The organism is Glutamicibacter sp., assembly GCF_035257265.1.
Classification (GTDB): domain Bacteria; phylum Actinomycetota; class Actinomycetes; order Actinomycetales; family Micrococcaceae; genus Glutamicibacter.
The window spans coordinates 1-20,906 of the sequence record NZ_DATEXC010000071.1 but is presented as its reverse complement, the minus strand read 5'-3'; the positions used below and the strand labels follow the sequence as shown (position 1 = coordinate 20,906).

Sequence of the window (20,906 nt, the reverse complement as noted above, 5' to 3'; positions counted from 1 at the left end):
GATGTGCGTCTCCAAGACTAGGACCAGCTGCGGATGGGGTTGCCGTGCCAGAGGCTATTAGCCGGCACTTCTTCGGAACGCATCACCAGCGAGCAAGGACCAATGCGGGTTCCTTCGCCGATGCGGCTGCCGGGCAGGATAACCCCGTTGGGGGCAAGAGTTGCGTGCTCACCGACGTGTACCGGTTCCAAGCGCATAATTCGATCGTGGAAGAGATGGGTTTGCAGCACCGTGCCACGGTTGATGCTTGCCCCGTCGCCGATGCTGATCAGGTCTTGTTCGGGCAACCACCAGGTCTCGCACCAAACTCGCCGGCCGATGCGGGCGCCGAGCAGCCGCAGCCAGAAGTTGAGCATCGGGGTGCCAAGGCTCATGCGCACGACGCCGGCTACCGCAAGCGACTCGCTGAACACGTCGGCTAGTTCGTTGCGCCAGATGAATGAGGTCCACAAGGGGTGCTCTGCTGCGCGGAAGCGTCCGATCAAAGCCCACTTGGCAAGCAGTGCAATCAGCGCCGCGGCGGTGGCCGACGCCAGCAAGACCGGACCAGAGAGCAACAGGGTCAGCCCCAAACCGGACCGCACGTACATTTCCGACAGCACCCAAACGGTGCCCAATGCCAACCAGATGGTGATCAACAGCGGCAGGATCCGGCAGGCTTCAACCAGTGCGCGGGCCACCTTCAGCCGCCGCGGCGGGTTGTAGGTCAACTCGGACTGCGCGTTATCTATTGGACGTGGCAATTCCATTGCCGGACGGCCAAACCAGTTGGAGGCCGCCGGCATATTCTGCGGCGCCGAGGAGAGCACCGCGATCAGCGAATCATCCGGTACATGGTTATCCGGGCCGACGATGCCGGAGTTGCCAACAAATGACTTCTCCCCAATGCTCGTCTCGCCCAAATGCAGCCACCCGCCTCGCACCCGCGGATGCGAGGCGAGGGAATGGTCGGCCATGAAGGAACGCTGCGCAATATGGGTCAGGTGCGGAATGGTTTCCATGGTGGAGATTTCGGCGTTAGCCTCCACCTTTGCACCAAGCAGGCGCATCCACAGCGGGGTGATGATGCTGGCGTAGATCGGATAAACCGACATCAGCGACTTAGCCAGCAGCAGGTTGGTCAGCCAGGCGGCCCAGGCGGCGGTTCCCTGCGCCGGGTGGAAGCCGGGTAGTAAGAAGCGCGCCAGGAAACGCACGCTGGCCGCGGTGAGGCCAAGGAAAATGAGGATCGTGAGCACCGCGAAGAGCGGCGCTAAGAGGGCTAGCTGCCAGAGCACCAGAGAAAGCGTTTCCGCCCCGTCAATCAGCGAGAAGAGCAGGAGCGAACCTGGAATGACCGATACCATCGGCATCAGGCCAAGCGCGCCCAGGGAGAGGCTATAGCGCAGCCCACCCAGGAATCCGGCACGCGGTGCCTGCTGGGGATTATCGTGTGCCGGCCAGCTGCTGCCGGCGTCTCCGAGATGTTCCAGCGCCGAACCGGAGACCAGCTGATTGGCCGCCACGGTGGCGTCCACGCAGCTTCCCGGCTCAACTTCTGCACCGTTTTCGATTATGGCCCCGCCGATGACGGTCGAGCGGGTACCTACGCGTACATCACGGCCGATGATGATCCGGCCGATGACGAGGGTGTCTCCGTCCAGCCAGTGCCCGGCTAAGTCAACCTCGTATTCGATGGAAGTATTTGCGCCGATACTGTTCAGTCCGGTGACCGCAGGCATGGCGTCGAGGTGCACGTTGTCCCCGATCTTGTTTCCCAGTGCGCGGGCGTACCAAATGCCCAGCGGGGTCCCCATAATCGGTTCGATCTTTGCAAAGGTCACAATGCGGTCCACCGCCCACAGGCGTAGGTGAACCCAGCCTCCGCGCCGATAATTTCCCGGTTGGACTCCAGCGAGCAGCAGCCGGGCCGAAAGCAGTGCAAACAGCACGCGGAAAGGCAAGGTGTAGAGCACTACCCAGGCCGTCAGGATCGGCACTAGCGGCGGGTTGGGCACCCAGGAAGCATCTATAAAATTGAACAGCACCCAGCACACCAGCGCCATGCCGGTGAGATAGCGCAAGCCGATAATCGAATACAGGGCGCCGATCACCGGGGCCTGCACCAAGGCGGTCCACCAGGGAGTCGGCCGCGACTCGTACACCTGAACTTCGCGCAGCTGCTGCGCGTCCAGGTGAGCCGCGAGGCGGCCGAGGGTCGGCCTGTCATAGATGTCGGCGATCGAGACCTGCGCGTGCCGGGTGCGCAGTACCCCGACTAATTGTGCGGCGGCCACACTGGCCCCGCCGAGGGCAAAAAAGTCACTGTCGCCATCGAGCGGAACCGGGCCAAGCAGGTCCGTCCAAATGCCGGCAATCCAGCCTTCGGTGCCGGAGAGGTTATGTCCGCCGCGGGCGTCGCTGGCCAGCTGCAAAGGCCAAGGAAGAGCCTTGCGGTCTACCTTGCCGGAGGTTTTCATCGGTAATTCTTCGACCAGCCCCAGAGCGGGGACTAGCGGTGCGGGCAAAGTTTGGCCCAGCAGGCTCCGGCAGCGCGCCAGATCAATCTCGGTGTCAGGTTCCAGCACTAGGTAGCCGGCCAAGACCTTGTTCCCGCTGGGGGTGGACTGTACCGCGGCGGCGGCCTGAGCCACCCCGGGCAATGCCGCGAGGGCCTCGTCGATCTCGCCGAGTTCCACGCGGCGCCCTCCGAGTTTCACCTGTTCGTCGGCGCGGCCGACAAAGAGCAGCCCGTCACGTTCGGCGCGCACTATATCGCCGCTGCGGTAGGCGCGCTTCCAGCCCAGGGTCGGCATCGGCGCGTACTTTTCCGCGTCCTTTTCCGGGTCCAGGTAGCGTCCTAGGCCTACGCCGCCGATAATCAATTCGCCTTCGGAACCCCAGGACACCGGGTGGCCTTCGGTATCGACAACAGCCAGATCCCAACCGCGCAACGGCGTGCCGATGGCTACTGGTCCGTGGCCGTCTACCGCTGCGCCACAGGCGATTACGGTGGCTTCGGTCGGTCCGTAGGTGTTCCAGACCTCGCGGGTTGGCCCGGCAAGGCGTTGGACCAGTTCCGGCGGCAACGCTTCACCGCCAAAAATGAGCAGGCGGATATTTTCCAGAGTTTCCGAGGGCCACATGGCGGCCAGTGTCGGTACCGTGGAAACAACGGTGATTTTGCGATCGGTGAGCCAGTCGCCGAGGTCTGCGCCGGAACGCACAATGGAGCGCGGGGCCGGGACCAGGCAGGCGCCATGGCGCCAGGCCAGCCACATTTCCTCGCAGGAGGCGTCAAAAGCGACGGAGAGACCGGCCATCACGCGATCTCCGCGGGTCAGCGGATCGTTGGGCAGAAACATTTCTGCCTCGGCATCAATCCAGGCGGCGGCCGAGCGGTGCGTAATTGCCACGCCCTTTGGCTTGCCGGTAGAGCCGGAGGTGAAGATAATCCAGGCATCGTCATCCGGGCTGGGAACCGGGCTGTTGCCTTGGGTGCGTACGGCTTCGCGGTGGGTGATGCTCAGGTTCTCGCCGATGACCGCGCAGACCCCAGCTTCTTCCCATACGGTATTCGCTCGCTCTTCAGGTTCGTCGGCATCTACCGGAACATAGGCGGCGCCGGCAAAAAGCGTACCGAGAATGGCGACGTAAAGATTCTTCGAGCCGGACGGCACTCGGATTCCTATGCGGTCCCCGGCTCCGACGTCCATTGCCCACAGACGCTTCGCTAACTGATCGACCTCTTCGCGAAGCTGTTCATAGGTGAGTTTGTGTGCGCCGTCATCAATGGCTAACGCGAAAGGATAAACATCCATGGACGCGCTGATGACATCGACCAGCGTGCGTTCACGGGCCGGAGTGGTCCTAGGAAAGAGTGCCTTTTCAGCATCAAAATTGATGACTGCGGTGGCTGGTTCCGCAAAGTTTGTGTTTATCGACGAATCACGTTGGTCTGTCGTCGCTGTATTGCCCGATGAAACATCGGAGCGCGCAGAGTGGTCCCTATCGCTCAATTTTCCCCCAAGGATCATTGTTATTTGTGGACCGGAATTTTTCCGGCCAATTGCTCCCCAGCAATTGTGAATCACACGTTTTACTTGAGTGTGAATCTGACCTGCGCCGTATCTGACCGCTACCTGCCATCCCCATGGCGGTAGCTGTCACCAACGCGAGTCGCTAATTCAAATCATGGCAATAATTATCGAGCCGAGCAAGCTAGGTATCGCATATATGAGGTGGATCACGGATTTCAGCCGAACTTCAAGGTGTGGCTTAAAGGGCTATCTGGTGATGGGCACTAGTCGGCTCGGTGTTTTCGATTGCTACGTCAAAAAACAGAATATTTCATTAGATATAGACATCTTGAGAATACGAAAAAAGGCTTACTGACCAGTAGGTAAAGTGCGGGTTAAAGGTCTGCGAAGATGGATGCATGAAGTTATTGACTCGGTCGCTGGGAGTCGCGCTGGCAGCTCTGCTCTGCCTGACTGCTTGCACTTCGGAGCCGCAACTCGCGCAACGCGTGACTCCACCGGGCCCCTGCGAATCGACGAACACGGTGAAGCCCGAATATGCGCTAAGTGAGCGGGTGACTTTCGTGCTGGCCGCAGACTACGAGCAAAATTCGGTGCAGATAACCCATTGCGAGTTATCGGACACCGGGTACATCGAACGGTGGAGCGCCGAAGGGCGCTCCGGCAGTAACGGTTTTGCTAAACCCGGACCGGTGTACGTCAATTCCTTGCTCAGCCCCACTGGTTCCTATTCGGTCACCGAAGCCTTTGGCCGGCAGAACCCGGGAACCGCACTGAGCTATCAAGAATTGCAGGAGAATTCCTTCTGGGGCGGACGCTACAGCGCGCACTTTAATGACTATTTTGAGGGCAAAGGGCAGTTCCCCGACGAGCCGCTCTGGAAATATATGCAAGCCGGCGACTATGAGCAGGCCGCGGTGATCAACTACAACCGGCCACCGGGTGCGCAGCCGGTGGCCGGGGAAACTTTTGCAATCTTTTTACATGCGGGCATGAAGGAAACCTGGGGCTGTATTTCCACCGACCTGGACACCGTAGAGAGATACCTGCGCGGAGTACAACCCGGAGATCGCATCGTAATGGGTGTGAAGTCCGAAATTTTCCAGTAGCCGATGAGCTACCGCGAACCCATTATGTCCCACGGCGCTGATAGTTATGAGTACATGAATATTGTCCTGCTGCTACTCAATATCCTCCTCGTGCTTTGCACCATGGCGCTCCTGGTGCGGCGTACCGGAAACGTGGATCAAGACTCGATCGCGGCCAGTGTGCGCGCCACCCACGGAGAGTTACGGCAGGACTTGGGGGCACAGCGCGGAGAACTGCGTATTTCATTGGGCGAGGTTCGCCGCGATAATGAGGCTCGGTTGGAGACGATCCGCGCCACCGTGGATGACAAGATCAGTTCGCTGAGCCAGTCGAATCGGCTGATGCACAGTCAATTACAGGCGGCATTGCGCGAAGAGCTGGAATTGCTGCGCGTGGGCAACGAGGCAAAGCTAGAAAAAATGCGTGAAACCGTTGATGAGAAACTGCAGGGCACGCTGGAGAAACGGCTTTGTGAAAGCTTCGAACTAGTAAGCAAACGGCTCGAAATGGTGCAACAGGGCCTGGGCGAAATGCAGAACCTCGCAGCCGATGTCGGCGGCCTTAAACGGGTGCTGACCAATGTGAAGAGCCGTGGCACCTGGGGCGAGGTGCAGTTGTCACGCCAGCTCGAAGATATTCTCACCGCGGAGCAGTATGCGCAGAACGTGGTGATTAAACCCGAGACCAGAGACAGCGTCGAATTTGCGGTGAAGATGCCGGGCCATAATGAAACTTCGGTGTATTTGCCGATCGACTCGAAGCTGCCGCAAGAAGACTATGAGCGGCTCCTGGATGCTCAGGAATCGGGTGGAAAGGAAGCCATCGAGAAGGCCAGCAAGGCGCTGGATCGGGCAATTATCGAGCAGGCCAAATTGATCTCGGCCAAATACATCGCCCCACCGTACAGCACCGATTTTGCGATCATGTATCTGCCCACCGAGGGGCTCTTTGCGGAGGTCGTGCGCCGCCCGGGACTGGCCAGTAAACTGCAGACCGAACACCGGGTGCTGGTTACCGGACCCACCACGCTGATGAGCCTGCTTAACTCGCTGCAAATGGGTTTCAGAACCCTGGCAATCGAAGCGCGCAGCAGCGAAGTGTGGCAGGTGCTTTCCGCGGCGAAAGCCGAATTCCGTAAATATGGCGATGTGTGGGACAAGCTTGGCAAACAGCTATCGGCGGCCCAAAATACCGTGCAAAGTGCTGGGACACGCACCCGCGCGGTGGAGCGAACGCTGCGCGAAGTTGAAAATCTGCCCGATGAGCCGGCATTGGAAACCACCCTCGGTCTTTAGCGGCGTAACTTAAATCCCAGGTGTGAGCAGGTGAACCCCAGCCGCTCATAAAAACGGTGTGCGCCGGCCCGTGAGCTATCCGAGGTGAGCTGGATCAGGTCGGCGTCGCAGGCGGGTGCGGCCTGGTCAATGACCCAGCGCAACAGTGCCGTGCCAAGTCCGCTGGAGCGATGCTCCGCGCGCACACGCACCGCCTCGACATTGAGCCGGGTGCAGCCGCCCCGAGAAATTCCGGGAATGCGAGTCAGCTGCAGCATGGCGATGATCTGTGCACCTTGCACACCAACAATGAGCTCATTTCCGAGATCCTCGATGATCTGTGCCAGTGCGCGCGCATAACCGGCATCGTGCGGATAAGGCGCCTCGCGGCTAGCACTTAGCGGATCGTCGCTGAGTAGTTCCAGCAGCTGAGCTAAGTCGCCCGGCTCGGCACGGCGCAGCTGAACCAGCGCGGTCAGCGGTGTGGGCAGTGCAAGCGCATCGAGCATCTGAGACCTTTCGAAGGGGATAACAAAGGGCGGGCACCGCACAAGGTGCCCACCCTTTGATCGTACTTAAGCCTTGAAGCGCTCGATGGAGCGTGCCAGCTCGGCCTCGGCGGCTTCGCGGCCTTCCCAGCCCTCGGCCTTAACCCACTTGCCCGGTTCCAGGTCCTTGTAACGGGTGAAGAAGTGCTCGATCTCCTTGATCAACCACTCATCCATGTCTTCAAGTTCCTTGATGTGATCAAAGCGCTTGTCGGTCGGGACGCAGAGTAGCTTTGCATCTCCACCGCCATCGTCGGTCATGTTGAAGACGCCGATAGGGCGAGATTCAACGATGACACCAGGGATCAAGTCGACGCCTGGGATGAAGACCATGGCGTCCAGAGGATCGCCGTCTTCGCCTAGGGTTTCGTCGAAGTAACCGTAGTGGGTTGGGTACTGCATGGCAGTAAAGAGCACACGGTCCAGGCGCAAGCGGTGGGTCTCGTGGTCGATCTCGTACTTGACGCGTGATCCCGTTGGGATCTCGATGGTCACGTCGTGGCGCATAAAAAGCACACTCCTAAACTAGTCTTAGGGATATCCGCTAATAAGCGTAGCGCCCCCAAGAGAATAAGTAGCTAAACTTTCGAGAGGAACCTGCTCACATGAACATTGCCTTCCGACGCGTCATGACGCTTGGAGTGGCGCTGTTAGCAGTGGTGGGCATGGCCACGGCGATGTTCCTCTCGCCGCGGACCTTCACCGGTGAACCCGCCGCACATTACGTGAGCGCGCAGGCTGCAGCAGCGGACGCGCAGCCGGTCACCGTGAAGGATTTGAACCCCGAAGCGCCGGTGCCCGATCAGGCAAAACTTACCGCGCAACTGGACGCGATCCTGACTACCAAGCCAGATAAGACCTCATTTAACGCACAGGTGGTCGACGTTGCTAGCGGCCAGGTGCTCTACGACAAAAACTCTCAGACCCCCGGAACTCCGGCCTCAAGCTTAAAAGTGGCCACCGCGGTGGCAGCCTTGGATACCTTCGGTGGGGACCACCGGTTAGCGACCAGTGTCTGGCTGGACGGGGACACCTTGGTGCTGCGTGGCGGTGGTGACGTGCTGCTCGGTGACGGTCAGTCGAATCCGGCACATCCCAAAGGGTATGCGGGGCTGGCAACCTTGGCGGAGCAGACCGCTGAGGAGCTCAGGGCGCGTGGGGTCAGTCAGGTAAAACTTTGGTTAGACGATTCGCTGTTCGGCGATGCGCAGGTTAATCCGGCCTGGGACAAGTCCTTGTTCACCTCGAACAATATTGGCGACGTCTACCCGATTGCGCACTATGCCGGCCGTGCCACCGAGAGCACCCGTTCGGCCTATCAGTCCGATGCTGCTCAGCAGGTGCGCAAGGTGTTTAGCGCAGCGCTGAGCAAAGAGGTTCGGGTCAGCGAAGGCGGCCGGGGGGCTTATGGCGGCGGGGAGCAAATCACGCAAGTGCTTTCAGCACCGCTGCGCGACCAGATTAAGCACATGCTGCTGGTCTCGGATAATTACCTCACCGAAACCATGGGCCGACTCGTTGCGGTGAAAAAAGAGCTCGACCCGAAGCAGGCCGGCCTGGCGGTGCAACAGGTCGCCGAGTCATATGGCGCAACTGGTATATCTTTGGTGGATGCCAGCGGGTTAGCGGCTAGCAATAAAATTTCACCGGCAGCGTTGACCACTTTATTGCGTGCAGCGGCCACCAGCGGCAAACCCGAACTGCGCGAACTGGTGTACTCCCTCCCGGTGGCCGGCTACAACGGAACACTGATGAATCGGCTGACTTCGGAACAGACGCTGGGTCTGGTGCGTGCCAAAACCGGGTCACTGTCTGGAGTGGCCACACTGACCGGAATGACACTCACCGAGGACGCGCGACTGATCGCCTTCAGCATTTTTGCCACGCAGCCTGACGGAGCGTTGGCGCCACATAAACAAACTATCGACCAGGCAGTCACCGCCCTGCGCGGATGCGGTTGCCGGTAGGAGAAAATCATGAGCCAGTTCATCGATTGGGACCTCGCGGTCGGCACGGCCAAAACCTTGATGCCCGCCGGGCCTGCACTCAGCGGAAAACAGGCAGCACGGATTGTCGAGGAGCTGCGCATCGCCGCCGGGCAGGGATTGCACGAGGCGGAGAAAATCTCGAAACTGACCAGCACCGCGCCCTCGCAAACCCTGGTGGTGGACCGTGGCGGCTGGGCTAAGGCGGTCAGCCAGAACTTCGCGGCGATGCTTCCCGAGCTGCCGAACACGCCTAGCGCGTTACCGCTGATCGCCGGCGCCGAACTCGGCGCGGTGCTCTCCATTCTGGGCACCCGGGTGCTTGGCCAGTTTGATCCTTTCGCCGGCCCCAGATTGCTGCTCAACGCCCCAACGATCACACAAATCCGTGGCGAACTGAACCTTAACGCACGCGATTTTTACCTGTGGATTGCCACCCACGAACAGACTCACCGGCTGCAGTTTGAACACGCCCCGTGGATTCCCGTAGTGATGAAGCAGATTCTCGCCGAGGTTTTTGAGCCTCTGGGCGAGAAAACAAACTCAATGAATGACATCGGTGCACGGGTGAAATCCATGCGCAGCGAGGTCGGGGAACTGACCAGCATCATGTCCGTGCTCGAAGGCCACGCCATGGTCGTGATGAACGATGTTTCAAGCATCGCAAGCATCAAGACCATCCAAAATCGTTTCACCGCCCGAGGCAAAAATCGTTCACCATGGGCCGCCTGGATTGGCAAACTGCTGGGCATGGACGCCAAGGCGCGCCAGTATGAGCGCGGCGCGAAGTTCGTTCGCCATCTGGTCGATGAGATCGGCTACACGGAATTTAATACTATTTTCGGTGCCCGGGAGCTGTTCCCCAGCTCCGCGGAACTCGACAGCCCCGCGCTCTGGCTGGCCCGTACTCGATGAGCCGACCCATCGATCTGGCCCGCAACCAGATCATCCGGCTCGCGGCGCCGCATACCTTGCTGGGTATCTCTGGCGGGGCCGATTCGATGGCCCTGGCGATTGCCGCTAGCCAGCTACTGCGCGATACCCGTTTCGGGGTGGTGATCGTGGATCACGGGCTGCAACCGGATAGTGACCGGGTAGCAAAGCGGGCCGCGGCCCAATGCACCGAACTGGGTTTCGAGCAGGTACAGATCAAAACCGTGAGTACCAGCGGCGACGAGGCCTCGGCGCGAACCGCGCGTTATGCCGCCTTTGAACAAGCCCTGAGCGAATCCGGGGCGCAACGCTTATTGCTGGCACACACCAAAGATGATCAAGCCGAACAGGTGCTCTTAGGAATTCTGCGCGGATCAGGTACTCGAACGCTGGCTGGCATCCCGCCCATCCGAGGTCAGTACGCGCGGCCGCTACTGGAACTAACCCGAGCCGACACCGAATCGATCTGCCGGCGGGCAGCGGTAGATTATTGGGAAGATCCAAGTAATACAGACACCGCTTATCGGCGTAATCACATCCGTCACACGGTGCTCCCGTTTCTGCGTGAGCAGCTTGGCAGACAGCTGACCGAAGCACTGGCCCGCACCGCGCGGCTGGCGGCCGCGGATGCCGAGGCGCTGGAGACCTGGTCGCATCAAGCCTGGGAACAGTCACGCGGAGCGCAGGGCATAAACCTGCGGGTTCTTCACAGTTTTCCGCCGGCTATTGGCTCGCGGGTCCTGCGCCTGGCGGCTATCGAGGCCGGGGCGCGGAATCTGAGCAGCGAACGAACTTCGGCTCTCTGCGCGTTGGCCGGGGTGGGAACGAATAAGTCACGTTCCGCCGGTCCGGTGCAGTTAGACGGGAAAATCAGCGCGTTTCGGCGCTCGTCGGTGATAGTTTTCACCACCACCGGATGAACAACACTAAACTAAATGTGGCACTCTAGTTGAGTACCCCACCTTTCAAGAATCAGGAGAACCCTCGTGGATTCGAACACTGTCAAGGCCGATCTGGCGCATGTCCTTTATACCAAGGAAGAAATCCAGGCTCGTATTGAGGAGCTGGCAGCACAGATCGATACGGATTACGAGGGACGCGACATCCTCGTGGTCGGCGTGCTCAAGGGTGCGGTGATGGTCATGGCCGACCTCGTCCGCGCACTGAAGTCCCACCTGTCCATGGACTGGATGGCGGTCTCCTCCTACGGTTCGGGCACCCAGTCCTCCGGCGTAGTTCGGATTCTCAAGGATCTGGACACCGACCTGATGGGTAAGCACGTGCTGATTGTTGAGGACATCATCGACTCGGGCCTGACCCTGTCGTGGTTGAAGGCGAACCTGGAATCCCGTGGCCCAGCCTCGGTAGAAATTTGCACCCTGCTGCGCAAGCCGGAAGCCGCAAAGGTAGAAATCGACGTGAAGTACGTCGGCATGAACATCCCGAACGAATTTGTGGTTGGTTACGGTCTGGACTACGCGGAAAAGTACCGCAACCTTGACTGCGTGGGCACCTTGGCTCCGCACATCTACGAGTAGGGAACTTTTAACGCCACTTGGGCGTTGAACTGTATCGAAGGTGGCGTTGCCCGGACGCCGGCAGAACGCGTGAGGGGGATGCGGAAGGTACGGGACCTTTCGGATCGATGAAAACTAAGAAGATTTTTAATAGCTGGATCATTTGGGTCCTGGTCGGTGTCACCGCAATGGTGTTGTTCCTGCCGATGGTATTTGGCAACGGTTCGGCAAGCGTGGATACCTCCGTAGGGCTGAACCAACTAACCAGCGGTAACGCCACCGAAGCGAAGATCTTCGACGGAGATCAACGAGTAGACCTGACCCTGCGCGACGCGCTGAACGTCGACGGGGTGGACAAGGGAAAGAAAGTTTCCTTCTACTACTCCATTCCCCGCGCCGATCAAGTGGTCGACGCGATGAACGAAGCCAAGCTGAGCAAATTCACCGATCAGCCGGTGGAAAACAACTGGCTGCTGTCGATGCTCGGCATCATCATCCCCTTTATCCTGATCGCAGGCATCTTCTGGTTCATTCTGGCGCGTAGTCAGGGCGGCGGCTCGAAGGTGATGCAGTTCGGCAAGTCCAAGGCGAAGCTCATCACCAAGGACATGCCACAGGTGACCTTCGTGGACGTAGCCGGCGCGGACGAGGCGGTGGAAGAACTTCATGAAATTAAAGAGTTCCTCCAAGAGCCGTCGAAGTTCCTGGCCCTGGGCGCGAAGATCCCTAAGGGCGTTTTGCTTTACGGTCCTCCGGGTACCGGTAAAACCCTGCTCGCCAAGGCTGTTGCCGGCGAAGCGCAGGTCCCGTTCTACTCAATTTCGGGTTCCGACTTTGTTGAAATGTTCGTCGGCGTTGGCGCCTCACGCGTGCGTGACCTGTTCGAACAGGCTAAAACCAACTCTCCGGCAATTATCTTCGTCGATGAGATCGACGCCGTGGGCCGGCACCGCGGTGCCGGCATCGGCGGCGGTAACGACGAACGCGAACAGACACTGAACCAGCTGCTGGTCGAAATGGACGGCTTTGATGCCTCCACCAACGTCATCCTGATCGCCGCGACCAACCGTCCGGACGTGCTTGATCCGGCGCTGCTGCGCCCGGGACGTTTTGACCGTCAGATCCCGGTAGAAGCACCTGACCTGGCCGGCCGCGAGCAGATCCTGAAGGTTCACTCGGCGGGCAAGCCAATGGATGAGACCGTGGACATGCATGCGGTAGCGAAGAAGACCCCGGGTTACACCGGTGCCGACTTGGCCAACGTACTGAACGAAGCGGCGCTGTTGACCGCCCGTTCGAACGCAAACCTGATTGACGACCGTGCGCTGGACGAAGCGATCGACCGTGTGATGGCCGGACCGCAGAAGCGTACCCGCCTGATGGACGAGCACGAGCGTAAGGTCACCGCCTATCACGAGGGTGGCCACGCGCTAGTCGCCGCGGCCATGAACCAGACCGCACCGGTCACCAAGATCACCATCTTGCCGCGTGGCCGCGCGCTGGGTTACACCATGGTGGTTCCGGAATCCGATAAGTATTCGGTGACCCGTAACGAACTGCTGGACCAGATGGCTTACGCCATGGGTGGCCGTGTCGCCGAGGAAATCGTCTTCCACGATCCATCCACCGGCGCGTCTAACGATATCGAGAAGGCTACCGATACCGCCCGCAAGATGGTCACCGAGTACGGCATGAGCGAAAAGGTCGGCGCGGTGCGTTTGGCTTCCTCGGCGGCCGCACAGGGCATGGGTACCGCCACCCGAGAGTTCTCTGACGAGATGGCGCACCTGGTGGACGAGGAGGTGCGCGCGCTGATCGAGCAGGCGCACGACGACGCGTACTCTGCGCTGACCGCTAACCGTCACGTGCTGGACCGTTTGGCCTTGGCCTTGCTGGAACGCGAAACGCTGAACCAGAAAGAAATCGCGGACCTGTTCGTCGACCTGGTTAAGCGCGAAAAGCGTGAGGTTTGGTTGAGCAATGATGCGCGTCCGGTCCACGAAGAAGGACCGATATTAAGTCCAAAGGAGCGCGCGGCGCAGTCAACCGACTAGTATCGAAGTCGTGATTGAAGAGACGAAGATCGACCAGCCGCGTATTGCCGCCGCGGTCCGTGAAATCCTTGAAGCCATTGGCGAAGATCCGGACCGCGACGGTTTGCTCGATACCCCCAAGCGGGTTGCGAAGGCCTACGCAGAATTTTTTGCCGGCTTGCATCAGGACGCCGCCGAGCACCTGTCCACCACCTTTGACATCGAACATGATGAGATGGTGCTGGTGAAGGACATTCCGTTCTACTCCACCTGCGAGCACCACCTGGTGCCGTTTTACGGGACCGCGCATATCGGTTACATCCCGGGCAAGGGCGGAAAAGTCACCGGGCTCAGTAAACTGGCGCGCCTGGTCGAGGTCTTCGCCCGCCGCCCCCAGGTCCAAGAACGTTTGACCACACAAATCGTAGACGCGCTGGTGGAACATCTAGAACCCTCCGGCGCGATCGTGGTGATCGAATGTGAGCACATGTGCATGTCGATGCGCGGGGTGCGCAAGCCCGGAGCGAAGACGGTCACCAGTGCGGTGCGCGGCCAGCTGCGTGAAACCGCGACGCGTGCCGAAGCCATGAGCCTAATCCTCGGAAGGTAAAACCTATGTCACTTGGAGCTATCCCGGGCACCGGCCCGAACACCAGTCCGTTGTCAGTGGTCCGTAAGTCGAAGCGCAAAAGCTTCGCAGAGCTGCCAACCGGGCGTACCTTGGTGATGGGAATCTTGAATGTCACCGAGGATTCTTTCTCCGATGGCGGGCAGTATCTGGCCATCGACAAGGCGCTGGATCACGGTCTGAAGCTGCTTTATGCCGGAGCCGATATTATCGACGTCGGCGGTGAATCTACCCGCCCCGGAGCCAAGGATGTTGATCCAGCTCTGGAGCAGGCGCGGATCATTCCGGTCATTGAGGCATTGGCCAAAGCCGGTGCGGTGATTTCCGTGGACACCATGCACGTAGCTACGGCCCGCGCGGCAATCGCTGCCGGGGCGCACCTGATTAACGATGTTTCGGGGTTGACCTACGAAGCGGGTATGCCCGAACTGATCGCAGAAACCGGGGTCCCCTACGTACTCATGCACCGCCGCGGTACCGCCGCGGATATGGTGCGCGAGGCGAACTACACCGAGGTGGTCACCGAGGTGGTGGCCGAGCTACGCACGCTGCGCGACGAATTTGTGGCTAAGGGTGTCAAGCCAGAACAGCTGATCATCGATCCGGGATTGGGCTTCGCCAAGGATGCAGCGCATAACTGGGCGCTGCTGGCGAATCTGCAGGCGGTCGGAGAACTAGGTCACCGCGTACTGGTGGGCACCAGCCGCAAGCGGTTCCTCGGCGAACTACTGGCCGATGGCGGCACTCCGCGTGAACCCCTAGGACGCGATGGAGCCACCGCTGCCACCACCGCACTGGCAGCCCGCGACGGTGTCTGGGCGGTGCGTGTACACGATGTGGCAGGCAGCCGCGACGCGCTGGAAGTCGTGAAGGCTTATGGATCGAATTAGTATCGACGGAATTTGCGCCACCGGCTATCACGGAGTCTTTGACTTCGAGAAGCGCGAAGGCCAGGAATTCCGCATCGACGTCGTGCTCCATGTGGACATCACCCGAGCCGCGCTCAGCGACAATGTTGCTGACACCGTGGACTACGGGGCGGTGAGCCAACTGGTTGTCGAACAGATTAAAGCCGGGCCCTGGGATTTGATTGAAAAGCTCGGCTTGCAGATCGCAGAGGCAATTTTGGGCACCTGGCCCACGGTGGCAACCGTGGATGTGGTGGTGCACAAACCACAAGCGCCCATCCCGGTGCCTTTCTCGGATGTTTCAGTCGCCTTGACCCGGCACCAGCAGGTGCACACCGCGATTATTGCGCTGGGCGCTAACCTCGGCGATAGCCAAGGCACCCTGCGCGCGGCGATCACCGAACTTGCCGAGCATGTGCAAATTTTGGAAACCTCCCCGGTGGCGATCACCAAACCCGTGGGCGGACCACCGGATCAGCCCGATTACACCAATCAGGTCATCAAGGTGCGCACCACCCTGGGACCTCACGAACTCCTGGATTTAGCTCAGCGCATCGAAGCGAATCATCACCGTACCCGCCAGGTGCGCTGGGAAGCGCGCACGCTGGATTTGGACTTGATCACCTATGATCAGCTTGAACTAGACGATGAACGGTTGACGTTGCCCCACCCGAGGGCGCACATCCGCGGATTTGTGCTGGCTCCGTGGAGCTGGATGGACGCCGACGCGGTACTGCATGGACAGCTGGTTTCCCGACTCGCGCAGTCGGCCGCTGATACCAAGGACATCATCAGGCTATGAACCGGCTCAAGTTGCGCACGCTGATCTGGTGCATGCTGCTTGGCGGCATGCTGGGCTGGGGAGCGTTGCGCCTGCTCACGGCCGCGGGCAGATTTTCCCCGGTGCTGGATTACACGGCATTGTTCTCCCTCGGGGCGGTTTGCGCGGTCATTCTTTTTCTGGGTATTCGGGTCAAACGCTCCACGCTGGGCCGATCGCATATTGATCCGATAGCCGCCGCACGTACCCTAGTGCTCGCACAGGCTGCAGCCTATGCCGGCGCATTGATAACCGGCTGGCACCTGGCACCGCTGATTACCTTAGTGTTCGTTTCCGGACCGAGCCCCACGCTGACCCGTGCGCTGGTACTGGCCGGTTCCGGGATGCTGATGGTGATCATCGGCTACATCGTTCAGCACCTTTGCAAACTACCGCCCGAGGACACCGATGAAAATACCGATGGAATCGTTACCGAATAATTTCACCGCGGTAGACCCCGACTATTTTAAGGTCAAGCTGGTCAACTGGTCGATCCAGAGCAGCTGCTACCTGCTGGTCGCGCTACTGCCGTTGATCTTGCGACTGTTCGGCCTCCTCGTGCCTTGGTGGCTGGTGATCGTACCCCCGGTACTCGTCACTGGACTTGCGCTGCTGGTTCTGCGCATCCTGCGCCGTCAGGTTCGCGCCCTCGGTTACCAGGAGCGAGCCGAGGATCTCATGGTCCGCTCCGGGGTGCTGTGGCGTAAACAATTGGTCATTCCCTATGGCCGAATGCAGTACGTGGAAGTGACCTCAGGCCCGGTGGAGCGCCGTTATGGCCTGTGTAAGCTGACGCTGAATACCGCAGCCGGCGCGGCCACCGCGGTTATTCCCGGGCTGCGGGCGGAGACCGGTGAAGAGCTTCGTGAACGTTTGGTCGCGGCCGGCGAGGCGAACCTGCTGTGAATGAGTGGCAGCGGGTACACCCGGCAAGTCCTTTCGTGCACGGCTGGCTGGCCATCGTCGGCTTGTTGTGGGTGTACTGGCAAAATACCGAGGAGCTGTCCTGGGAGGACCGATTTTCCGGTAGCCGGCTGACCTGGACCGTGGCCATCGGCTCGGCAGCGCTGCTATTGGTGCTCATCTTTTATGCGCTGTCGTGGTATTTCACCCGCTACAAGATCAGCGAAACTCATGTCTACGTAAATTCCGGAATGATCTTCCGCAGCCAAAAACAGGCACGTATCGACAAGGTGCAGGGAATCGATATCGCCCAACCATTGGTGGCGCGCCTGCTGGGATTAGCCGAGCTGCGCTTTGATGTTGCGGACGGTTCAGCCTCGGTGATGCGCCTGTCGTTTTTACGCAAGGCCCACGCGCACCAGTTGCGTACCGAAATCCTGGCCTTAGCCCAGGGAGAGGTAGCCGCGCCGAGCGAAGATGTGGAACAGCCTGAGGCCATGGAACCAGTTCCGCTGATGGCCAAGGTGCCAGCTGGACGCCTGCTTGCTTCCTTGCTGTTGCGCGTGCCGACAATCATCGGGCTGCTCGGAGCGCTGACCGTGGGGATCGTGAGTATCACCGGAAACGGTGCATTTGTTGCCGGTCTGCTGCCGATTCTGCTCGGCTTTGGCGGTTGGTTCTACAAGGAACTGAATAACTCCTGGAATTTCAGCGCCAGCGCCACGGATACCGGGCTGCGGATCAGTCATGGGCTGGCCGATACCAAGCAGCAGTCATTGCCCGCAGGGCGCGTGCAGTCGATCCAGGTCAGCTCGCCGGCTTTTTGGCGGCTACTTGGTTGGTACCGGGTAGAGGTCAATGCGCTGGGCGTTGGTGATGAGGAATTTTCAAACCTCTTGGTGCTTCCGGTCGGCGACTTTGATGCCGTCACCCAGGTGATGGGGATCTTGCTGCCGGACCTCGGCGCGGAAAATCAGCGCGAGGTTCTGCTGACGGCTATCACCACCGGCACCACACACGGATTTATCAATTCACCGGTGCGAGCCAAAACGCTCTCCCCGGGAGCTTGGAAACATCAGGCATTTCTTGCAACACAGAATTGTGTCATCACGCGCTTCGGCTGGCTTTCGCGCAGTGCAGCCTTTGTGCCGCACAACAGAATCCAGGGGATGGGTTGGCAACAGGGTCCGTGGGAACGCCGCCATGACCTTGCCGGGGTCAGGCTTTACAGCGCCGGTGGCACGATTATCGGATACCTGCATCAGCTAGACGCGTCGGTAGCCAGCGAATTTTTTGCGGCTCAAGCGCAGCGCCAGGTCGAAAGGTAGCCACATGGACGCACCACGCTTAGGAATTGGAATCATCTCCGCCGGGAAGGTGGGAGTTGTTCTTGGTGCCGCGCTGGCGGCCTCCGGGCACCGAATCACCGGAGTCCATGCGGTCTCCGAAGCCTCGCGAGAGCGTGCCGACGCGCTGCTTCCGGGAGTTCAGATCCTTGATCCGGCCGAAATCCTGCGACGCAGCGAGCTGGTGATATTTGCGGTTCCAGACGACGTGTTGGGTGAACTCGTTCAGGGGCTAGCCGCAGGTGGGCACTTTGTCACCGGGCAGCTGGTGGCGCACACCGCGGGACGGTACGGCATTGGGATTCTTGAGCCCGCGATAGCAGCCGGGGCCTTCGGCCTGGCGATCCACCCGGCGATGACCTTCACCGGGATGTCCATGGACCTGCACCGGCTGACCGACTGCGTTTTTGCGGTCACCGCAGATGAAATCATGCTCCCGGTCGCACAGGCACTAGTGGTGGAGATGCGCGGAGAGCCGGTGGTGATCGCCGAGCACGATCGGGTTAGTTACCATGCGGCGCTGGCGCATGCGGCAAATCATTTGAACACTATTACCGCGCAATCCGCTGACATGTTACGCCGAATTGGCGTGGAGGATCCGTCGGCTACCTTGCGTGCTCTGATGAGTGCGAGTCTGGACAATGCCCTACGCTCCGGGGCTTTGGCATTGACCGGCCCTGTGGCCCGAGGCGATGTAGGTACCGTGCAAGCGCATCTGGCCTCGATGGTTAAAGACCAGCAAGATACCCAAGACAGCTACCGTAGTCTGTCCCGCGCTACCGCTATGCGGGCCGCGGCTCTTGGCCGAATTTCTCAGGCCACGCTCCAAGAATTGTTGCAGGTTCTAGAATAGAGTCCGTGATGACCCCAATGATTGTTCATACTCGCGAAGAGCTGAAGTCTGCTATTGCGCATGCCAACCCGAAGTCTTTGGGCTTCATTCCTACGATGGGAGCGTTGCACGAAGGCCACGAGCGTCTTTTTGACAAGGCGCGTGCCGAAAACGAACTGGTCGTCATCTCGATTTTTGTCAACGAGCTGCAGTTTAATGATGCGCAGGATTATGCCAACTATCCGCGGGATCTGGATACCGATCTCGTCATGGCTACGCGTGCCGGGGTTGATATTGTCTTTGCGCCATCGGCCGAGGAAATCTACCATGCTGGCAAACCGCTCATTCAGTTGCACAGCGGCATCTTGGGTGAAATGTATGAAGGCGCCTCACGCCCCGGACACTTTGATGGAATGCTCGCCGTCGTTGCAAAACTTTTGCATCTGGCCGACCCTCGGCAGGGCGAATACCGCGCTTACTTCGGACAGAAGGACGCACAGCAACTAGCGCTGATTCGGCGGATGGTGGCAGACCTGGATTACCAGGTGGAATTATGTTCGGTGCCAATCGTGCGTAATACCAAGGGTTTGGCTCTCTCTAGCCGCAACGCGTTGCTTAGCGCCGAGCAGTTGGAAGCCGCATTAGTTCTGCATCGGGCGATCGAACTAATTGCTTCACGCGCGGCACGCCATGAACCACTCAATATCGACGATGCTTTGGGCCTGTTCCAAATGGAACCCTCTGTGCAGCTCGACTACTTTGTAGTGGTAGATCCCCATACCCTCCAAGAGCTGGCGTTCATCTGCCAGGACACACCTTTTACCGGTGAAGCCCTCATCTTGGTGGCGGCAAAGGTTGGCGGTGTGCGGTTGATCGACAACCAGCCGATCTAACTAGCCGAAGCGCCGTGCAGTCTGTGCCAAGATCTGCCGGAATTGCGTTAGTTCCTCGATGATCTGTGCAGCGCTTTGCTCGCCTTGGACGAACTCCACAGCTTCGCCGGCATACACGGGAGCCATGTCAACCTGCGCTTGCGCGCGGGCAGCCAGCATCTGTTCCCGCAGGGGATCGCCGGCAGCGGCTTGAAGCCCAGCGATATCCCCGGACCAACGCTGGCTGAAGCCGTTGTCTAATGCCCGACCGCCGAACTCTTCGGCCCAAGGCAGCTGTTGAGCGATATCAAATGCTCGGGTGTAGACGGTGTCATCCAGGCCAGCTGCCAGTACCGCGGCCTTAACGTTCTGATGCCCGCTGGATTCGGTACATGCCAAAAAGCGTGTCCCAATCCACGCTGCCTCAGCTCCTGCCGATAGGACAGCGGCAACTCCCCGTGCGGTGCCGATGCCGCCAGCTGCGATGACGGGCTTACGATTCTGCGCGGTAGCTAACTGAAGTAGCGAAAGAGTTCCTGCTTCATTGCGGCCATGGCCGCCTCCCTCACCGCCTCGCGCGATGACGATATCTATATCATCGTGCATTGCACGAGCTAAATCCTTGGCGTTTCCAACCTGCATGGCGGTTAGTACCCCAGCCTCATGGGCTAGCGCGGCACTTCTCGTGGGATCTCCGAAACTCAGTACTACCAATGAGGGGTCGTAGTTGAGGAACGCTTCTAATGGACTCAGGTCCTCTTCTAATGACCAAGCCATGAAACCAACTCCCCACGGGGAATCCGTTGAGGCTAGGTATGCTGCCTGATTTGAGATCCATTCTTCGGTAGGTGAAGCAGGGCAGCCGATCATCCCAACCCCACCGGCAGCGCTCACTGAGGCGGCAAGCTTACCGCCAGCGGCTCCGGCCATCGATGCGTTAAAGATTGGTTCGCGGTATCCAAGGAGTGTTTGAAGGTCGCTCATATGCCCAGATTAGAACAGGGATCTGAATGTGACCTAGAACGTAGCCCCCGATTTGTGCGAACCTGAAAACTTATGTATAGTTTTTCTCTGTTGCCGAAACGAAAACAACGTGGAATACACGAAGAATTCATTCGGTAGCAAAGAGCTTTTCACAAGGCGTTTCGACTGGTTATGACCGGTTCACGAAACATGCTAGAGTTGAAAAGTTGCTCCGG

General features: G+C 59.5%; 19 protein-coding genes. 15 read left to right on the top strand and 4 right to left on the bottom strand.

Annotated features, from left to right (window positions below; translation table 11 throughout):
- Positions 1–17: 17 nt before the first annotated feature.
- Positions 18–3,998: a Pls/PosA family non-ribosomal peptide synthetase gene (locus VJ369_RS18405; RefSeq protein WP_324093451.1), complete on the bottom strand. Its 3,981-nt coding sequence runs from the start codon at positions 3,996–3,998 to the stop codon at positions 18–20.
- A gap of 419 nt (positions 3,999–4,417) precedes the next feature.
- Here VJ369_RS18405 and VJ369_RS18400 point away from each other — a divergent pair, with 419 nt between their 5' ends.
- Together VJ369_RS18400 and VJ369_RS18395 are read left to right on the top strand one after the other, a co-directional pair.
- Positions 4,418–5,128, top strand: coding sequence for a hypothetical protein (locus VJ369_RS18400; RefSeq protein ID WP_324093450.1), 711 nt, complete (start codon positions 4,418–4,420; stop codon positions 5,126–5,128).
- 3 nt (positions 5,129–5,131) lie between these two features.
- Positions 5,132–6,403 (top strand): DNA recombination protein RmuC, encoded by a 1,272-nt coding sequence (locus tag VJ369_RS18395; protein WP_324093449.1) that lies wholly within the window; start codon positions 5,132–5,134, stop codon positions 6,401–6,403.
- Here VJ369_RS18395 and VJ369_RS18390 read toward each other — a convergent pair.
- A complete protein-coding gene (locus tag VJ369_RS18390; RefSeq protein WP_324093448.1) occupies positions 6,400–6,891 on the bottom strand; it encodes a GNAT family N-acetyltransferase in 492 nt (163 codons plus the stop codon). The two genes, VJ369_RS18395 and VJ369_RS18390, sit on opposite strands and share 4 nt — an antisense overlap.
- Positions 6,892–6,957: 66 nt before the next feature.
- Positions 6,958–7,437 carry an inorganic diphosphatase gene (locus tag VJ369_RS18385; protein WP_096254308.1) on the bottom strand — a complete coding sequence of 160 codons (480 nt, stop codon included), beginning with the start codon at positions 7,435–7,437 and terminating at the stop codon, positions 6,958–6,960.
- Positions 7,438–7,535: 98 nt separating this feature from the next.
- On the opposite strand from VJ369_RS18385, the gene VJ369_RS18380 reads away from it, so the two are divergent.
- The 13 genes from VJ369_RS18380 to panC all read left to right on the top strand — a co-directional run bounded on the left by VJ369_RS18380 (position 7,536) and on the right by panC (position 19,728).
- Complete coding sequence (locus VJ369_RS18380; RefSeq protein ID WP_324093447.1) at positions 7,536–8,897, top strand: D-alanyl-D-alanine carboxypeptidase/D-alanyl-D-alanine-endopeptidase; 1,362 nt, start codon at positions 7,536–7,538, stop codon at positions 8,895–8,897.
- 9 nt (positions 8,898–8,906) lie between these two features.
- Positions 8,907–9,830, top strand: coding sequence for a zinc-dependent metalloprotease (locus VJ369_RS18375; protein ID WP_324093446.1), 924 nt, complete (start codon positions 8,907–8,909; stop codon positions 9,828–9,830).
- Positions 9,827–10,768, top strand: coding sequence for a tRNA lysidine(34) synthetase TilS (gene tilS, locus VJ369_RS18370; RefSeq protein ID WP_324093445.1), 942 nt, complete (start codon positions 9,827–9,829; stop codon positions 10,766–10,768). The genes VJ369_RS18375 and tilS overlap by 4 nt, the downstream gene beginning before the upstream one ends.
- 66 nt (positions 10,769–10,834) lie before the next feature.
- The gene (gene hpt, locus VJ369_RS18365; protein ID WP_096254304.1) at positions 10,835–11,386 is read left to right on the top strand and encodes a hypoxanthine phosphoribosyltransferase; all 552 of its coding nucleotides are present in this window, start codon (positions 10,835–10,837) and stop codon (positions 11,384–11,386) included.
- Between the two features lie 107 nt (positions 11,387–11,493).
- A complete protein-coding gene (ftsH, locus tag VJ369_RS18360; RefSeq protein ID WP_324093444.1) occupies positions 11,494–13,419 on the top strand; it encodes an ATP-dependent zinc metalloprotease FtsH in 1,926 nt (641 codons plus the stop codon).
- A gap of 10 nt (positions 13,420–13,429) precedes the next feature.
- Positions 13,430–14,008, top strand: a complete 579-nt coding sequence (gene folE, locus VJ369_RS18355; protein WP_105676201.1) for a GTP cyclohydrolase I FolE — start codon at positions 13,430–13,432, stop codon at positions 14,006–14,008.
- A gap of 5 nt (positions 14,009–14,013) precedes the next feature.
- On the top strand, positions 14,014–14,916 hold the full coding sequence (gene folP, locus VJ369_RS18350; protein ID WP_324093443.1) for a dihydropteroate synthase: 903 nt from the start codon (positions 14,014–14,016) through the stop codon (positions 14,914–14,916).
- Complete coding sequence (gene folK, locus VJ369_RS18345) at positions 14,903–15,736, top strand: 2-amino-4-hydroxy-6-hydroxymethyldihydropteridine diphosphokinase (RefSeq protein WP_324093442.1); 834 nt, start codon at positions 14,903–14,905, stop codon at positions 15,734–15,736. The genes folP and folK overlap by 14 nt, the downstream gene beginning before the upstream one ends.
- Positions 15,733–16,194 carry a DUF3180 domain-containing protein gene (locus VJ369_RS18340; RefSeq protein WP_324093441.1) on the top strand — a complete coding sequence of 154 codons (462 nt, stop codon included), beginning with the start codon at positions 15,733–15,735 and terminating at the stop codon, positions 16,192–16,194. The genes folK and VJ369_RS18340 overlap by 4 nt, the downstream gene beginning before the upstream one ends.
- Complete coding sequence (locus VJ369_RS18335) at positions 16,175–16,660, top strand: PH domain-containing protein (protein ID WP_324093440.1); 486 nt, start codon at positions 16,175–16,177, stop codon at positions 16,658–16,660. The genes VJ369_RS18340 and VJ369_RS18335 overlap by 20 nt, the downstream gene beginning before the upstream one ends.
- Positions 16,657–17,985 (top strand): PH domain-containing protein, encoded by a 1,329-nt coding sequence (locus VJ369_RS18330; protein ID WP_324093439.1) that lies wholly within the window; start codon positions 16,657–16,659, stop codon positions 17,983–17,985. Before VJ369_RS18335 ends, VJ369_RS18330 begins: the two co-directional genes overlap by 4 nt.
- A gap of 4 nt (positions 17,986–17,989) precedes the next feature.
- A complete protein-coding gene (locus VJ369_RS18325) occupies positions 17,990–18,856 on the top strand; it encodes a Rossmann-like and DUF2520 domain-containing protein (protein WP_324093438.1) in 867 nt (288 codons plus the stop codon).
- A gap of 8 nt (positions 18,857–18,864) precedes the next feature.
- On the top strand, positions 18,865–19,728 hold the full coding sequence (gene panC / locus VJ369_RS18320; protein ID WP_324093566.1) for a pantoate--beta-alanine ligase: 864 nt from the start codon (positions 18,865–18,867) through the stop codon (positions 19,726–19,728).
- Here the strand turns inward: panC and VJ369_RS18315 are convergent, their stop codons facing one another.
- Positions 19,729–20,691, bottom strand: a complete 963-nt coding sequence (locus VJ369_RS18315; RefSeq protein ID WP_324093437.1) for a nitronate monooxygenase — start codon at positions 20,689–20,691, stop codon at positions 19,729–19,731.
- Between the last annotated feature and the right edge of the window lie 215 nt (positions 20,692–20,906).

What these genes read in the sequence shown, in the direction of transcription:
- VJ369_RS18385 (WP_096254308.1), bottom strand. Translation starts at nt 7,437, where the DNA reads ATGCGCCACGACGTGACCATCGAGATCCCAACGGGATCACGCGTCAAG.
- VJ369_RS18380 (WP_324093447.1), top strand. Translation starts at nt 7,536, where the DNA reads ATGAACATTGCCTTCCGACGCGTCATGACGCTTGGAGTGGCGCTGTTA.
- VJ369_RS18340 (WP_324093441.1), top strand. Translation starts at nt 15,733, where the DNA reads ATGAACCGGCTCAAGTTGCGCACGCTGATCTGGTGCATGCTGCTTGGC.
- VJ369_RS18390 (WP_324093448.1), bottom strand. Translation starts at nt 6,891, where the DNA reads ATGCTCGATGCGCTTGCACTGCCCACACCGCTGACCGCGCTGGTTCAG.
- folP (WP_324093443.1), top strand. Translation starts at nt 14,014, where the DNA reads ATGTCACTTGGAGCTATCCCGGGCACCGGCCCGAACACCAGTCCGTTG.
- VJ369_RS18315 (WP_324093437.1), bottom strand. Translation starts at nt 20,691, where the DNA reads ATGAGCGACCTTCAAACACTCCTTGGATACCGCGAACCAATCTTTAAC.
- VJ369_RS18335 (WP_324093440.1), top strand. Translation starts at nt 16,175, where the DNA reads ATGGAATCGTTACCGAATAATTTCACCGCGGTAGACCCCGACTATTTT.
- tilS (WP_324093445.1), top strand. Translation starts at nt 9,827, where the DNA reads ATGAGCCGACCCATCGATCTGGCCCGCAACCAGATCATCCGGCTCGCG.
- panC (WP_324093566.1), top strand. Translation starts at nt 18,865, where the DNA reads ATGACCCCAATGATTGTTCATACTCGCGAAGAGCTGAAGTCTGCTATT.
- VJ369_RS18395 (WP_324093449.1), top strand. Translation starts at nt 5,132, where the DNA reads ATGAGCTACCGCGAACCCATTATGTCCCACGGCGCTGATAGTTATGAG.
- folK (WP_324093442.1), top strand. Translation starts at nt 14,903, where the DNA reads ATGGATCGAATTAGTATCGACGGAATTTGCGCCACCGGCTATCACGGA.
- VJ369_RS18375 (WP_324093446.1), top strand. Translation starts at nt 8,907, where the DNA reads ATGAGCCAGTTCATCGATTGGGACCTCGCGGTCGGCACGGCCAAAACC.
- VJ369_RS18325 (WP_324093438.1), top strand. Translation starts at nt 17,990, where the DNA reads ATGGACGCACCACGCTTAGGAATTGGAATCATCTCCGCCGGGAAGGTG.
- VJ369_RS18400 (WP_324093450.1), top strand. Translation starts at nt 4,418, where the DNA reads ATGAAGTTATTGACTCGGTCGCTGGGAGTCGCGCTGGCAGCTCTGCTC.
- ftsH (WP_324093444.1), top strand. Translation starts at nt 11,494, where the DNA reads ATGAAAACTAAGAAGATTTTTAATAGCTGGATCATTTGGGTCCTGGTC.